Annotated in this window: 11 protein-coding genes; 8 read left to right on the top strand and 3 right to left on the bottom strand. The window is 57.8% G+C overall.

Features of this window, described 5'->3' with window-relative positions; genetic code table 11:
* Window positions 1-5: 5 nt before the first annotated feature.
* The 3 genes from KCG39_RS25625 to KCG39_RS25615 form a co-directional block, all read right to left on the bottom strand.
* Entirely contained in the window at window positions 6-1,184 is a 1,179-nt protein-coding gene (locus KCG39_RS25625; RefSeq protein ID WP_004130162.1) for a M20 aminoacylase family protein, read from the bottom strand.
* Window positions 1,185-1,612: 428 nt separating this feature from the next.
* Entirely contained in the window at window positions 1,613-2,083 is a 471-nt protein-coding gene (locus KCG39_RS25620; RefSeq protein WP_211811496.1) for an RcnB family protein, read from the bottom strand.
* Between the two features lie 298 nt (window positions 2,084-2,381).
* Window positions 2,382-2,774 carry a hypothetical protein gene (locus KCG39_RS25615; RefSeq protein ID WP_004130158.1) on the bottom strand — a complete coding sequence of 131 codons (393 nt, stop codon included), beginning with the start codon at window positions 2,772-2,774 and terminating at the stop codon, window positions 2,382-2,384.
* A gap of 274 nt (window positions 2,775-3,048) precedes the next feature.
* On the opposite strand from KCG39_RS25615, the gene KCG39_RS25610 reads away from it, so the two are divergent.
* The 8 genes from KCG39_RS25610 (at window position 3,049) to KCG39_RS25575 (ending at window position 12,874) form a co-directional block, all read left to right on the top strand.
* On the top strand, window positions 3,049-4,167 hold the full coding sequence (locus tag KCG39_RS25610; RefSeq protein WP_004130155.1) for an ABC transporter substrate-binding protein: 1,119 nt from the start codon (window positions 3,049-3,051) through the stop codon (window positions 4,165-4,167).
* 6 nt (window positions 4,168-4,173) lie between these two features.
* The gene (locus tag KCG39_RS25605) at window positions 4,174-5,256 is read left to right on the top strand and encodes a FecCD family ABC transporter permease (protein WP_049115000.1); all 1,083 of its coding nucleotides are present in this window, start codon (window positions 4,174-4,176) and stop codon (window positions 5,254-5,256) included.
* Entirely contained in the window at window positions 5,253-6,044 is a 792-nt protein-coding gene (locus KCG39_RS25600; protein WP_004130152.1) for an ABC transporter ATP-binding protein, read from the top strand. The genes KCG39_RS25605 and KCG39_RS25600 overlap by 4 nt, the downstream gene beginning before the upstream one ends.
* Before the next feature lie 281 nt (window positions 6,045-6,325).
* Window positions 6,326-7,249: an aminoimidazole riboside kinase gene (locus KCG39_RS25595; protein ID WP_142467837.1), complete on the top strand. Its 924-nt coding sequence runs from the start codon at window positions 6,326-6,328 to the stop codon at window positions 7,247-7,249.
* A gap of 165 nt (window positions 7,250-7,414) precedes the next feature.
* Entirely contained in the window at window positions 7,415-8,932 is a 1,518-nt protein-coding gene (locus KCG39_RS25590; RefSeq protein ID WP_004130150.1) for a carbohydrate porin, read from the top strand.
* Window positions 8,933-9,068: 136 nt separating this feature from the next.
* A complete protein-coding gene (locus KCG39_RS25585) occupies window positions 9,069-10,439 on the top strand; it encodes a sucrose-specific PTS transporter subunit IIBC (protein WP_004130149.1) in 1,371 nt (456 codons plus the stop codon).
* Window positions 10,439-11,839, top strand: coding sequence for a sucrose-6-phosphate hydrolase (locus KCG39_RS25580; RefSeq protein ID WP_004130148.1), 1,401 nt, complete (start codon window positions 10,439-10,441; stop codon window positions 11,837-11,839). Before KCG39_RS25585 ends, KCG39_RS25580 begins: the two co-directional genes overlap by 1 nt.
* A 30-nt stretch (window positions 11,840-11,869) precedes the next feature.
* Window positions 11,870-12,874 (top strand): LacI family DNA-binding transcriptional regulator, encoded by a 1,005-nt coding sequence (locus tag KCG39_RS25575; RefSeq protein WP_049112201.1) that lies wholly within the window; start codon window positions 11,870-11,872, stop codon window positions 12,872-12,874.
* Window position 12,875: the final 1 nt, after the last annotated feature.

Here is a 12,875-nt window from a genome sequence, read left to right as displayed (position 1 = left end):
AGAGATCAACGGCAGTGTGTTTCAACTAACCGGGCGAACAGCGTCGCGCCGGTGGAAATAATGTCATCATTAAAGTCATAGCCGGGGTTGTGCACCATACAGCCGCCCTTCCCGCCTTTCTCACCATTGCCCAGCAGGAAGTAGCAGCCGGGGCGTTTCTGGAGCATAAAGGCGAAATCTTCGCTGGCGTTCATCGGCGAAATGGATTCCAGTACGCCCTCCTCGCCAAAGACCTCCAGCGCCAGCGCTTTGGCGAACTCGGTCTCCTCGCCGCTGTTGGTCAGCACCGGATAAGAGTCAAAAACCTCAACCTCGCTGCTGGCGCCGTAGCTTTTGGCGGTAAAATCAGCGAGCTCTTTGATGCGCTTAATCAGCAGGTCGCGGATTTCCGGCTTCATCGCCCGCACGCTCAGCTCCATCACCACGTTCTCGGGGATGACGTTGGAGGCGATACCCGCCTGGAAAGTGCCGACGCTGACCACCGCGGTTTCGCCCGGCGGTACGTTACGGGCAACGATACTTTGCAGATTCATCACCAGCGCCGCGCCGGTCACAATGGGGTCGACGGTGCGCTCGGGGTGCGCGCCGTGGCCGCCGTAGCCGGTAATAGTGATTTTTACCGTATCCGCCGAGGCCATAAAATTACCGGCGTAAAAGCCGAGTTTCCCCACCGGCAGGCCCGGCATATTGTGCAGGCCGAAGATGCGCTCGCAGGGGAAGCGCTCAAACAGGCCGTCTTTAATCATTAAATCCGCGCCGCCGATCGCCTCTTCCGCAGGCTGGAATATCAGGTGTACCGTGCCGTTGAACTGGCAAGCCGGCGAGGCGATATATTTCGCCGCCGCCAGCAGAATAGTGGTATGGCCATCGTGGCCGCAGGCGTGCATTTTTCCGGCCACGGTGCTGGCCCAGGGGAGATCGGTCGCTTCGAAAATCGGCAGCGCGTCCATGTCGGCGCGTAGGCCGATAGTACGCGGCGAATCGCCCTTGCTTAACGTTCCTACCACCCCGGTTTTCGCCAGCCCGCGGGTCACCGTATAGCCCCACTCGGTCAGTTTTCCGGCCACCAGCTCGCTGGTATTAAACTCTTCCAGGCTTAATTCCGGATTGGCGTGTAAATAATGACGGATCGCAATCATTTCATCTTCGGTGGCTTTAATTTCAGGAATTACACAGTCGGTCATGCCGGTCTCCGGGAATAGAATCAGATGCAAAGCTTTAATAACTTAACGTGCTAAGGGTTTATTGCAAGCAGGATTTCTTATTCCACGCGGGGTTTTCATCTGATTTATTCATAGCGATTTAAAGGCGAAGCGGACGTCTTTTACTAACGCCTGAACCAGGGTACTTCTTACATTCTCTGCTTTTTATTAACCATGAAGCACAATACACATTTATAAAGCCTAAATAAGCAGATAAAACAGCAAAGAAGAGGCGCATGGATGATATTTTCAACTTTGCAGTTTTTGCGCGGATTTGAAGCGAAAACAAGGGCGAGTGGGCATCGCCCGATAGCGCCAGGCTAGCCGGACTACCATCCCTCAGACGCGGGGGAATCGGTAGCCCGGGGCACCGCCTCCGGGGGAAGCGGTGGCGAGGTTAAGTAAAAAAGTTAGTGGCTCAGCGCGCCGTTGATCAGGATCGACGTAATAATCCCGGTCGCGGCGGCAATCAGCACATAGTTACCGTCAATATAGGACCAGTGCTGCCCGCGTGGCGGTGCCGGTAATCCGCGATCTTTCCAGTCGTTTATCCGGTAATCATTGCCGCGAAAACGTTCCGGGGCCGGCTGACCTTTGCGGAAATCATGGCCGTTCCACGCGAAGTGGTCCCGCTCGTGGCGCGCCTGATGAGGGTTACCCTGCGGCCCCTTGTCACCATGCGCCGGGCCACGGTTATCGCCTTTACCCTGATGGTTGTTGGCCTGCGGCCCCTGTTGACGGTTACCGTCCGGGCCGCCCCGGCCGGCGTCTTGCTGCCAGACCTGCTGCTGACCGTGGTTGTTGCCGCCAGGACCATCCGCCCAGGAGACGGAAGTCAAAGCACAAGATAAAATAATCGCCAGTGAAAGAATTTTTTTCATAATACACCTCCTGATATATTTCCTTTGTACCAGGAAAATGTGGAGGAATAGTGAGTAATAATATAACCAGGACAATTCCTGGCATATCCGCTTAGTCTTTCAAGGCGCATTTTTATTGGTTGCGCTCATTTAACCCAGCCACAGGATTTACTCTGCTCCCGGGTATACTGCAAGCCGGATCGATTTTGATTGGGGATAGCATTATCACCTGTTAAAAATATTATCCCGAGGCTGAACAATACGCGTTAAATAACAAAAAAGGCCGCTTTCGCGGCCTTTTTTAGCAAAGAGTCAGTGATTACTCAGTGACTTTAGTTTTTAGCTCTTCAGCACCCTGCTTGGTTTTATCCCAGCCTTCTTTGCTGACCTCTTTGGTCTTATTCCAGCCTTTTTCGGTGCCTTCTTTAGTCGCGTTCCAGCCCTTCTCAGTCCCTTCTTTGGTCTTGTTCCAGGTTTTCTGCGCGCCTTCGCTGACTTCGCTGCCTACGCTGTCGCTTTTGCCTTCAGCCGCGTGTTTGGCTTTAAGCTGCTGCTCTTCGCCCTGGTGCTGGGCCTCGTGCAGTTTTTCTTTCGCGGTGTTCGCCCCTTCATGGGCCGCCGCGACGGTATCGTCGGTTGCGTGTGTCGTTGTTGCAGCAAAAACAGGAGCTGCTACCAGAATCGCCGATAATGCAATCATTGCTTTTTTCATAATATCCTCTCTCGCTAACGAACTTAATGTTATGAGTCGCATTTAGCATGGCACAAGATTTTGCCGTCTGGCTTTAGGGATTGTTCTTAAAACTGATTTCAGACTTTTCTATCGACTTTTGGTCTGCCGCGTCCCACTTCTGGATGCTCGAATAAATTCCAACAAATTTGTTACATTTTAAGTCATTTGCCGTTGATATACTTGCCGTTTATGTTTACACGAGAATAATTCTCAGAATCATTATATTTATAAATTAGTAAACGGAACGCATATTATGGCAATAAAATCAGTAGGTTCGCTCATCCTTACTGCCCTGATTTCCACTCCTCTCTTAAGCTTTGCCGCGCAATATCCGCTCACCGTCACCGATCTCGACGGCCGCGCGATTACGCTCCAGCATGAGCCACAGCGCATTATCCTGCAGGATGGTCGCGATATTATGGCCATGGCTCTGCTCGACCGCGACAACCCTTTCAGGCGCGTCGTGGCATGGAATAACCTGGCCAGAAAACAGGACATCAATACCTGGAAAATGCTGCAGGAGAAGTGGCCGCAATCCGCTCAGATCCTCGATATGGGCTTTAGCGATAAGGGCAACGTTGACCTTGAGAGCGTCATCTCCCGCCAGCCTGACCTGATGATCGCCCAGCTTCGCGCGAAGCCCGCGCTGGAGGAGAGCGGTGTCATCAGCAAGCTCAGCGCGCTGAATATTCCCGTGCTGTTCGTCGATTATGAAATCAACCCCGGCAAAGACACCGCCCCGAGTATCGATCTGCTGGGGAAAGTCCTTAACCGTGAAGAAAACGCCAAAGCCTATACCGACTATTACCGTCAGCAACTGGACGCCATCCGCCAGAAAACCGCGAACATCACCCCGAAGGCTAACGTTTTTGTCGAGGCGCTGGCGGGTAATAGCGATGCCTGCTGCTTCACGCACGGCCACAACGGCTGGGGCGGTCTGGTCGAAGCCGTCGGCGCGAACAATATCGGTTCGCAGCTGCTGCCGGGCGCTTCCGGATTTGTGTCGCTGGAAAAAGTGATTAGCATGAAGCCGGATGCCTATATTATGACCGGTTCAAAACGCGGGAATAGCCAGGTGCTGCCGCTCGGTTTACAGGCCGATCCCCAGGAGGTCAATCGCCAGGCGGAGCGGCTGCTGTCGCGCACCGGCGTGAGCAACATCCCCACGATCGAAGCAAAACGCGCTTACGGCATTTACCACCACTTCTATAACCATCCGTGGAATATCGTCGGTATGGCGTATCTGGCGAAGGATATCTATCCCCAGACCTTCAGCGGCCTCAACCCTGACGACAGCTGGCACTACATTGTTCGTCATTTCACCACCCTGCCCGATCTGCCGTTTGTTTTTTCCTGGCAACAAGGTGAGTAATGAGCCATGAGTCTCTCTTCTGAATCCGATATCGTCGCGTTTGGCGTCGATAGCCGTGACGTCATGGCAAACTATCGTCACATTGTGCGCCGCCGTGCCATCATGCTGCTGCTGCTGACGCTGTTGATTATTGCCTCGCTGCTGCTCGACTTCGTCATGGGGCCATCGGGTCTGTCGCTGCAGGCGCTTTGGCAAACTCTTACCGACCCGGGCAGCGCCAGCGCCGGAACGCGAGCGATCGTCTGGGATATCCGCATGCCCTATGCGCTGATGGCCGTCGTCGTCGGCCTGGCTCTCGGCCTCGCCGGAGCTGAAATGCAGACCATCCTTAACAATCCGCTGGCGAGCCCGTTTACGCTCGGCGTCTCATCGGCGGCGGCCTTCGGCGCGGCGCTGGCTATCGTGCTGGGGATGGGTATTCCCGGCATTCCCGGCCAGTGGTTTATCTCGGCCAACGCTTTTATCTTCGCCCTGCTGGCGGCGCTGCTGCTGGACGGCATTACGCGCTGGACACAGGTCGCCACCTCTGGCGTCATTCTGTTCGGCATCGCGCTGGTGTTTACCTTCAATGCGCTGGTATCGATGCTGCAGTTTGTCGCCAACGAAGATACCCTCCAGGGGCTGGTGTTCTGGACGATGGGCAGCATTGACCGCGCTTCATGGCAAAAGGTGGGGATCCTGTTTGCGATACTGGCGGTCGTCATGCCGCTATCCATGCGCAGCGCGTGGAAGCTGACCGCGCTGCGCCTCGGCGAAGACCGGGCCGTCAGTTTCGGCATCAACGTGCGCCGCCTGCGCCTGACCACCCTGCTGCGCATCAGCGTTCTGTCGGCGATTTCGGTGGCGTTCGTTGGCCCAATCGGTTTTATCGGCCTGGTAGCGCCGCATATCGCCAGACTGGTTTTCGGCGAAGATCACCGCTTTTACCTGCCGGCCAGCGCGTTAATCGGCGCCCTCGTCCTGTCGCTGGCTTCGGTTGCGGCAAAAAACCTGATCCCCGGCGCTGTAATTCCGGTTGGCATCGTGACCTCGCTGGTGGGGGTGCCTTTTTTCCTGAGCATCATTTTGCGTCATCGGGGGCACGTATGAGCCAGGTTGTATCCGGACTGGCGCTGACCCATTTCAGCGCCGGTTATCCCAGACGCCAGGTGATCCGCGACCTGACGGTACCGAGGCTGCAGCGCGGTAAAATCACCGCGCTGCTCGGCCCCAACGGCAGCGGAAAATCCACCCTGATGCGGGCGATGGCCGGGCTGGGGCCGTCCGCGGGCGAGCTGTCGCTGGACGGTGAGAATCTGCTTGCCCTCCCCTTTGCCCGGCGAGCGGAAAAAGTGGTCTACCTGCCGCAGACGCTGCCCGCCGGCGTGCACTTGCGGGTGCTGGAGTCGATTATTGTCGCTCAACGCGCCGCCGGAGGAGCGCACAGCCCGGAGAATCAGGCGCAGGTAATGTCGCTACTGCGCCAGCTAGGCATTGAACATCTGGCGCTGAGCTACCTCGACCGGCTATCCGGCGGGCAGAAGCAGCTCGTCGGCCTGGCGCAATCGCTTATTCGCCAACCGGCCCTCCTGCTGCTGGATGAGCCCCTTAGCGCGCTGGATTTAAACTATCAATTCCACGTGATGGATCTGGTGCGTGAGGAGACGCGGAGGCGCAACATCATCACGCTGGTGGTGGTTCACGACATCAATATCGCCCTGCGCCATGCGGATCACGTGCTGATGTTAAAAGAGGGGCAACTGCAGGGGGACGGCGCGCCGGCAGAGGTGATTACCCCGCAGGCTCTGGCGGCGGTTTACGGCGTGCGCGGGCGCATCGAGCCCTGTTCTCAGGGTGTGATGCAGGTGATTATCGACGGTCTGGCGGCGGGAGCTTGAGCAGGCTCGGCGTTGAACATCAGCCCTGAGAGCCCTTCTCTGCCTGGGCTTTGCCGGAGGCAGCGCGCTGCGCCTCTCCGGCATACCGCGTTTCGCCGCCATATCACCCGTCGCCACCGGCAGCCCCTCCCGCCTGGCCGAATCATCAATCTTTTGCCAACCAGCTCACGTTTTTATGCCCTGGTTCGCACTTTTCCGCCCGTAACGTTCCCCTGATCCTGTCGCTATGCTTTAATGTGCTAAAACGGTTTAACTAAGTTTAGCTATGGAGATTTTTCAGCATGATTGCAAAAGTTTGGGTTCTGGGAGATGCGGTAGTTGACCTGCTGCCGGAGAGCGAAGGCCGCCTGCGGCGCTGCCCCGGCGGCGCGCCGGCCAACGTGGCGGTAGGTATCGCCCGTCTTGGCGGCATCAGCGGGTTTATCGGGCGCGTTGGTGACGACCCGTTTGGCCGCTTTATGCGCCACACGCTGCAGCAGGAGCTGGTCGACGTCAGCCACATGCGCCTCGACGGCGAGCACCGAACCTCCACCGTCGTGGTCGACCTTGACGATCAGGGCGAACGCACCTTTACCTTTATGGTGCGCCCAAGCGCGGATCTGTTCCTGGCGAAAGAAGACCTGCCGCAGTTTACCGCCAACCAGTGGCTGCACGTCTGCTCTATCGCGCTTAGCGCCGAGCCCAGCCGCAGCACCACCTTCGCGGCTATGGAGAAAATCAAGCTAGCTGGCGGCCGGGTTAGCTTTGACCCCAATATCCGCCCGGACCTCTGGCAGGATCAGGAGCTGCTGCACGCCTGCCTCGATCGCGCCCTGCGCATGGCCAACGTGGTGAAGCTGTCGGAAGAGGAACTGGTATTCATCAGCGGAAGTGATGATTTAGCGCAAGGCATCGCCAGCATCACCGCGCGCTACCAGCCTGAATTGCTGCTGGTCACCCAGGGCAAAGCGGGCGTGCTTGCCGCTTTCCAGCAGCAGTTTACCCATTTCAGCGCCAAGCCCGTGGTCAGCGTGGACACCACCGGCGCGGGCGACGCTTTTGTCGCCGGACTGCTCGCAAGCCTTGCCGCCAAAGGGATGCCGACGGATATCGAAGGGCTGGAACCCACCCTGACGCTGGCGCAAACCTGCGGCGCTCTGGCGACAACGGCGAAAGGCGCGATGACCGCTCTGCCATACCAGCGCGACCTTAATCGCCAGTTTTGATTGTTCAGGCCGTCGTGCGCGGCCCACTTTGTTGCATCCATCACAATTATTAAACCGGTTTAGCAAAATCCATTTCAAAATGTTAAGGCTCATGCTTAACATAGCGCCTAAACCGGTTTAGCAAAAAACAACATTTTCAAATTTTACTTTCGGGATGCAACCAGCATGTATAAAAAAAGCACACTTGCGGTCCTTATCGCTTTGCTAACCGGCGCCGCCTCAGCCCACGCGCAAACGGACCTCAGCAGTATAGAAGCCCGCCTGGTCGCGCTGGAAAAACGCCTGCAGGAGGCGGAAAACAGAGCGCAAACCGCGGAAAACCGCGCCGAGTCAGCGGAGAAAAAAGTCCAGCAGCTGACCACCCAGCAGCAAAAAAATCAGGACACGACGCAGGAAGTGGTTCAACGTACCGCCAAACTTGAGAAAAAAGCCGATGAGAAAAGCGGCTTTGAGTTTCACGGCTACGCCCGCTCCGGCGTGATAATGAATGATTCCGCCGCCAGCACCAAATCCGGCGCCTACATGACGCCAGCGGGGGAAACCGGCGGGGCTATCGGCCGTCTGGGAAACCAGGCCGATACCTATGTTGAAATGAATCTTGAACATAAGCAGACCCTGGATAATGGCGCGACGACCCGCTTCAAAGTGATGGTCGCCGACGGACAAACCAATTATAACGACTGGACGGCGAGCACCAGTGATTTGAACGTTCGCCAGGCTTTCGTCGAACTGGGCAACCTGCCTGCCTTCGAAGGGCCGTTTAAAGGATCCACCCTGTGGGCCGGGAAACGCTTCGATCGCGACAACTTTGATATTCACTGGATTGACTCTGACGTTGTGTTCCTCGCCGGTACCGGGGGCGGTATTTACGACGTCAGGTGGAACGATAGCATTCGCAGTAACTTCTCTCTCTACGGACGCAACTTCGGCGATATTGCTGATTCGAGCAACAGCGTGCAGAACTATATCGTCAGCATGAACAACTTTATCGGTCCGGTGCAGGTGATGGTCAGCGGGATGCGGGCAAAAGACAACGATGAACGTCAGGATACCAACGGTAATCCGGTCAAAGGCGATGCGGCAAATACCGGGACCCATGCGCTGCTCGGGTTGCATAACGACAGTTTTTACGGCCTGCGTGAAGGCACCAGCAAAACCGCCCTGCTCTACGGTCACGGCCTGGGCGCGGAAGTTAAAGGCATCGGCTCTGACGGCGCGTTACGCTCGGGGGCCAACACCTGGCGCTTCGCCAGCTACGGCACCACGCCGCTCAGCAAAAACTGGTTTATCGCCCCGGCTATCCTGGCGCAAAGCAGTAAAGATCGTTATGCCGAGGGCGACAGCTATCAGTGGGCAACGCTCAACATGCGTCTAATCCAGGAGATCAACCAGAACTTCGCTCTCGCTTACGAAGGCAGCTACCAGTATATGGATCTTAAACCTGAAGGTTATAACGATCGCCATGCGGTGAACGGTAGCTTCTACAAGCTCACCTTCGCCCCGACCTTTAAGGTCGGCAGTATCGGTGATTTCTTCAGCCGTCCTGAAATCCGCCTTTATACCTCGTGGATGGACTGGAGCAAAAAACTGAATAATTACGCCAGCGACGACGCGCTGGGCAGCAGTGGTTTTAAATCGGGCGGCGAATGGTCGTTCGGTATGCAGATGGAAACCTGGTTCTGACGGGTAACGTCTGACGACAGGAACATCCGGGGCGGCTACGCGCGCGTTGTCGCCCCGGACAGGATAACGACGCAGAAACTGCGCCCCCGTGAACACGGGACGACAACACGAAAATTTTACGCATTCAGAGGGTACTATGGATTTTGAACAGATTTCCCGCTCGCTGCTTCCGCTTCTGGGAGGCAAGGAAAATATCGCCAGCGCCGCGCACTGCGCCACGCGTCTGCGGCTGGTGCTGGTCGATGATTCGCTGGCCGACCAGCAGGCCATCGGCAAAATTGAAGGGGTTAAGGGCTGTTTCCGTAACGCCGGGCAGATGCAGATTATTTTCGGCACCGGGGTGGTGAACAAAGTCTACGCCGCCTTTATTCAGGCGGCAGGAATTAGCGAATCGAGCAAGTCGGAAGCCGCCGACATCGCGGCGAAAAAGCTTAACCCTTTCCAGCGTATCGCGCGCCTGCTGTCGAACATCTTCGTGCCGATTATCCCGGCAATCGTCGCCTCCGGCCTGCTGATGGGCCTGCTGGGAATGGTCAAAACCTACGGCTGGGTTGACCCGAGCAACGCCCTCTACATCATGCTGGATATGTGCAGCTCGGCGGCGTTTATCATTCTGCCGATCCTGATTGGCTTTACCGCGGCCCGCGAATTCGGCGGTAACCCCTACCTCGGCGCGACGCTCGGCGGCATTCTGACCCACCCGGCGCTAACTAACGCCTGGGGCGTGGCCGCCGGTTTCCATACCATGAACTTCTTCGGCCTCGAGATCGCCATGATCGGCTATCAGGGGACGGTGTTCCCGGTGCTGCTGGCGGTATGGTTTATGAGTATCGTTGAGAAGCAGCTGCGTCGCGCGATCCCCGATGCGCTGGACCTGATCCTGACGCCATTCCTGACGGTGATTATTTCCGGTTTTATCGCCCTACTGATTATCGGCCCGGCCGGTCGCGCGCTCGGCGACGGCATCTCGTTTGTCCTGAGTACCCTGATTAGCCATGCCGGCTGGCTGGCCGGACTGCTGTTTGGCGGTCTCTATTCGGTTATCGTCATTACCGGTATTCACCACAGCTTCCACGCCATCGAAGCCGGCCTGCTGGGCAACCCGTCCATCGGGGTCAACTTCCTGCTGCCGATCTGGTCCATGGCCAACGTCGCCCAGGGCGGCGCCTGCCTGGCGGTATGGTTTAAAACCAAAGACGTCAAAATCAAAGCCATTGCGCTGCCCTCGGCGTTTTCCGCTATGCTGGGCATCACCGAGGCGGCGATTTTTGGTATCAACTTACGTTTCATGAAGCCGTTTATCGCGGCGCTGATCGGCGGCGCGGCGGGCGGCGCGTGGGTCGTGTCCGTGCACGTCTATATGAGCGCAGTCGGCCTGACGGCGATTCCCGGCATGGCCATCGTGCAGGCCAGCTCGCTGCTGAACTACATTATCGGCATGGTCATCGCCTTTGGCGTCGCTTTCGTCGTCTCTCTGCTGCTGAAATACAAAACGGACGCTGAATAATGTCACTTCCATCACGTCTGCCTGCGATTTTGCAGGCCGTTATGCAGGGCCAGCCGCGCGCGCTGGCCGATAGCCACTATCCCCGCTGGCACCATGCGCCAGTCACAGGGCTGATGAACGACCCCAACGGGTTTGTCGAGTTTGCCGGGCGCTATCACCTGTTCTACCAGTGGAACCCGCTCGCCTGCGATCATAAGTTCAAATGCTGGGCGCACTGGAGTTCAGCGGATCTGCTGCACTGGCGGCATGAGCCTATTGCGCTGATGCCGGATGAAGAGTACGACCGCAACGGCTGCTACTCCGGCAGCGCGGTGGATAACAACGGTACGCTCACCCTGTGCTACACCGGCAACGTGAAGTTCAATGATGGCGGCCGAACCGCGTGGCAGTGCCTGGCGACGGAAAACGCCGACGGTACCTTCACTAAGCTCGGTCCGGTCCTGCCGCTGCCGGAGGGCTATACCGGCCACGTCCGCGACCCGAAAGTCTGGCGGCATCAAGACCGCTGGTACATGGTGCTGGGGGCGCAGGATCGGCAAAAGCGCGGTAAGGTGCTGCTGCTCAGCTCCCCGGACCTTCATCAGTGGCGCAGCGAGGGCGAAATCGCCGGCGACGGCATTAACGGCCTGAGCGACGCGGGCTATATGTGGGAGTGTCCGGATCTGTTTCCGCTCGGCGACCAGCATATTCTGATCTGCTGCCCGCAGGGGATAGCTCGTGAAGAAGAGCGTTTCCTCAATACCTATCCGGCGGTATGGATGAGCGGCGATGTCGACTACGAACGCGCTGCGTTCAAACACGGCGAGCTGCACGAGCTGGACGCCGGATTTGAGTTTTATGCCCCGCAAACTACGCACACCCGCGATGGCCGCCGCCTGCTGGTCGGCTGGATGGGCGTCCCGGACGGCGAAGAGATGCTTCAGCCGACGCTCGCTCATGGCTGGATCCATCAGATGACCTGCCTTCGCGAGCTGGAGTTTATCGACGGTCAGCTCTACCAGCGTCCGCTGCGCGAGCTGACCGCCCTGCGCGGGGAAGCGCACGGCTGGTCGGGGAACGCCCTACCGCTGGCGCCGATGGAAATCAATCTGCAAACCGCCGTCGACGACGCGCTAAGCCTTGATTTCGGCGGCGCGTTAACCCTTGAGCGCAACGCCAGCGGTATCCGTCTGGCGCGACGCAGCCTCGCCAGCGACGAGATGCACTATCGCTACTGGCGCGGCGAGGTCCGCACGCTGCGGATTTTCATCGATCGGTCGAGCGTGGAAATTTTCATTAACGACGGCGAAGGCGTAATGAGCAGCCGCTGCTTCCCGGATTATCCGTCGCAGCTGATTTTCTCCGGCAGCGCGCCGGATGCATTCTGCTACTGGCCGCTGCGAACATGCATGATAGAATAAGCGTTTTGCTTTCAGGCTCATGGCGTCGTAATGAAAACCAAACGCGTAACCATTAAAGATATCGCCGAACTGGCGGGCGTTTCCAAAGCGACCGCTAGCTTGGTGCTCAACGGGCGTGGCAAAGAGCTGCGCGTAGCGCAGGAGACGCGCGAGCGCGTGCTGGCGATTGCCCGCGAGCAGCACTATCAGCCGAGCATTCACGCCCGCTCGCTGCGCGATAACCGCAGCCACACCATCGGCCTGGTGGTGCCGGAGATCACCAACTACGGCTTTGCGGTCTTTTCCCATGAGCTGGAGATGCTGTGCCGCGAAGCGGGCGTCCAGCTGCTGATCTCCTGTACCGACGAAAACCCCGGTCAGGAGAGCATGGTGGTCAATAACATGATTGCCCGCCAGGTCGACGGGCTGATCGTCGCCTCCTGTATGCACAGCGATGCCGACTACCTGAAGCTCAGCGAACAGCTGCCGGTGGTGCTGTTTGACCGCTGCCCTAATGAAAGCGCCCTGCCGCTGGTGATGACCGATTCAATTACCCCGACGGCGGAGCTGATTTCCCGCATCGCGCCTCAGCATCGCGATGAGTTCTGGTTTTTAGGCGGGCAGCCGCGTCTGTCGCCCTCCCGAGATCGTCTGGCCGGGTTTACGCAGGGTCTGGACCAGGCGGGTATTGAATTGCGCCCGGAGTGGGTGATCAACGGCAACTACCATCCCAGCTCCGGCTATGAGATGTTCGCCGCCCTCTGTGCGCGTCTGGGTCGGCCGCCAAAGGCGCTGTTTACCGCCGCCTGCGGGCTACTGGAAGGGGTGCTGCGCTATATGAGCCAGCACCATCTGCTGGATTCAGACATCCACCTGGCAAGTTTTGACGATCACTATCTCTACGATTCGCTATCGCTGCGTATTGATACCGTCCAGCAGGACAACCGCCAGCTGGCCTGGCACTGCTACGATTTAATCAGCCAGCTGATTGACGGCAATACGCCCGAGCCGCTACAGCGCTACCTGCCGGCGACGCTGCAGTTTCGGCATCGGTGAT

This window comes from Klebsiella pasteurii (genome assembly GCF_018139045.1).
GTDB classification, from domain to species: domain Bacteria; phylum Pseudomonadota; class Gammaproteobacteria; order Enterobacterales; family Enterobacteriaceae; genus Klebsiella; species Klebsiella grimontii.
The sequence above is the reverse complement of the archived record's forward strand: the minus strand, read 5'-3'. Positions and strand labels throughout refer to the sequence as shown.

What these genes read in the sequence shown, in the direction of transcription:
- KCG39_RS25625 (WP_004130162.1), bottom strand. Translation starts at nt 1,184, where the DNA reads ATGACCGACTGTGTAATTCCTGAAATTAAAGCCACCGAAGATGAAATG.
- KCG39_RS25620 (WP_211811496.1), bottom strand. Translation starts at nt 2,083, where the DNA reads ATGAAAAAAATTCTTTCACTGGCGATTATTTTATCTTGTGCTTTGACT.
- KCG39_RS25615 (WP_004130158.1), bottom strand. Translation starts at nt 2,774, where the DNA reads ATGAAAAAAGCAATGATTGCATTATCGGCGATTCTGGTAGCAGCTCCT.
- KCG39_RS25610 (WP_004130155.1), top strand. Translation starts at nt 3,049, where the DNA reads ATGGCAATAAAATCAGTAGGTTCGCTCATCCTTACTGCCCTGATTTCC.
- KCG39_RS25605 (WP_049115000.1), top strand. Translation starts at nt 4,174, where the DNA reads ATGAGTCTCTCTTCTGAATCCGATATCGTCGCGTTTGGCGTCGATAGC.
- KCG39_RS25600 (WP_004130152.1), top strand. Translation starts at nt 5,253, where the DNA reads ATGAGCCAGGTTGTATCCGGACTGGCGCTGACCCATTTCAGCGCCGGT.
- KCG39_RS25595 (WP_142467837.1), top strand. Translation starts at nt 6,326, where the DNA reads ATGATTGCAAAAGTTTGGGTTCTGGGAGATGCGGTAGTTGACCTGCTG.
- KCG39_RS25590 (WP_004130150.1), top strand. Translation starts at nt 7,415, where the DNA reads ATGTATAAAAAAAGCACACTTGCGGTCCTTATCGCTTTGCTAACCGGC.
- KCG39_RS25585 (WP_004130149.1), top strand. Translation starts at nt 9,069, where the DNA reads ATGGATTTTGAACAGATTTCCCGCTCGCTGCTTCCGCTTCTGGGAGGC.
- KCG39_RS25580 (WP_004130148.1), top strand. Translation starts at nt 10,439, where the DNA reads ATGTCACTTCCATCACGTCTGCCTGCGATTTTGCAGGCCGTTATGCAG.
- KCG39_RS25575 (WP_049112201.1), top strand. Translation starts at nt 11,870, where the DNA reads ATGAAAACCAAACGCGTAACCATTAAAGATATCGCCGAACTGGCGGGC.